The organism is Bacillus sp. LR--39, assembly GCF_053613335.1.
This window is the reverse complement of the sequence record NZ_JBSIOT010000800.1, coordinates 1-739: the sequence shown is the minus strand read 5'-3', so window position 1 is coordinate 739 and position 739 is coordinate 1. Positions and strand designations below refer to the sequence as shown.

At 47.1% G+C, this 739-nt stretch carries 1 protein-coding gene; it reads right to left on the bottom strand.

What is annotated here, in order from left to right; all coding sequences use genetic code 11:
* Window positions 1–739 (bottom strand): glycosyltransferase (locus ACWHAR_RS26625; protein WP_452088370.1); only part of this gene is annotated, 739 nt, incomplete at both ends.

The following is a 739-nucleotide window of genomic DNA, read 5'->3' as shown; positions in this document are numbered from 1 at the left end:
CCCATCGGGATGACGATGAGCGGTGTATCAAAGTAAAGGCCTTCATTTGTACTGTTCATACCGCCGTGTGTGACAAATACATCAGCTTGTTTCAAAACCTCCAATTGCGGGATATACGGCCTCACGATAAAATGATCCGGTATGCTGCCGAGATCCCTAGGATCCGTTGATTTCCCGACAGACATGACCACCTTGCCGTCAAAGTCTTTCAGCGCTTCGATACACATATGATACAGCTCTTTTTGCTGATTAAAGATCGTGCCCATCGAGATCACGATGACGGTTTCCCCCTCCAGCTCGGCGAACGGGAAGCTTCCCGGATCCTGCCTGCTCGCAATCGACGGCCCTACAAACAAATAGTCACTTCCAAATCGTTCGGCATGAGGCTGAAACGCTCTGGAAGTAAAGACAATCGTGATATCCCCCGGACAGGAGAATACGTCAAACGGCTTGTCGAGACTGACAGGATACCGCTCACTTAATTCGCCGAGGGCTCCTTTCAATTTTTCAAAATAAGGCGAGCTTTCAAGGTCGCCTTGCGGGGTAAACGTTTTTGAAAACTGCTCGTCCATTGCAAATGTCGTGCATAACGAAACGCTTGGCAGCTCAAGCATTTCAGCAATAATTTTCCCCGCTAAAAAGTGATGGTCATATATCACATAATCATAAGATTCACTGTTGACTTCCCGGTAGATGAACTGAACGATCTCATCGACTTTACCTGACATATTGTAAACCA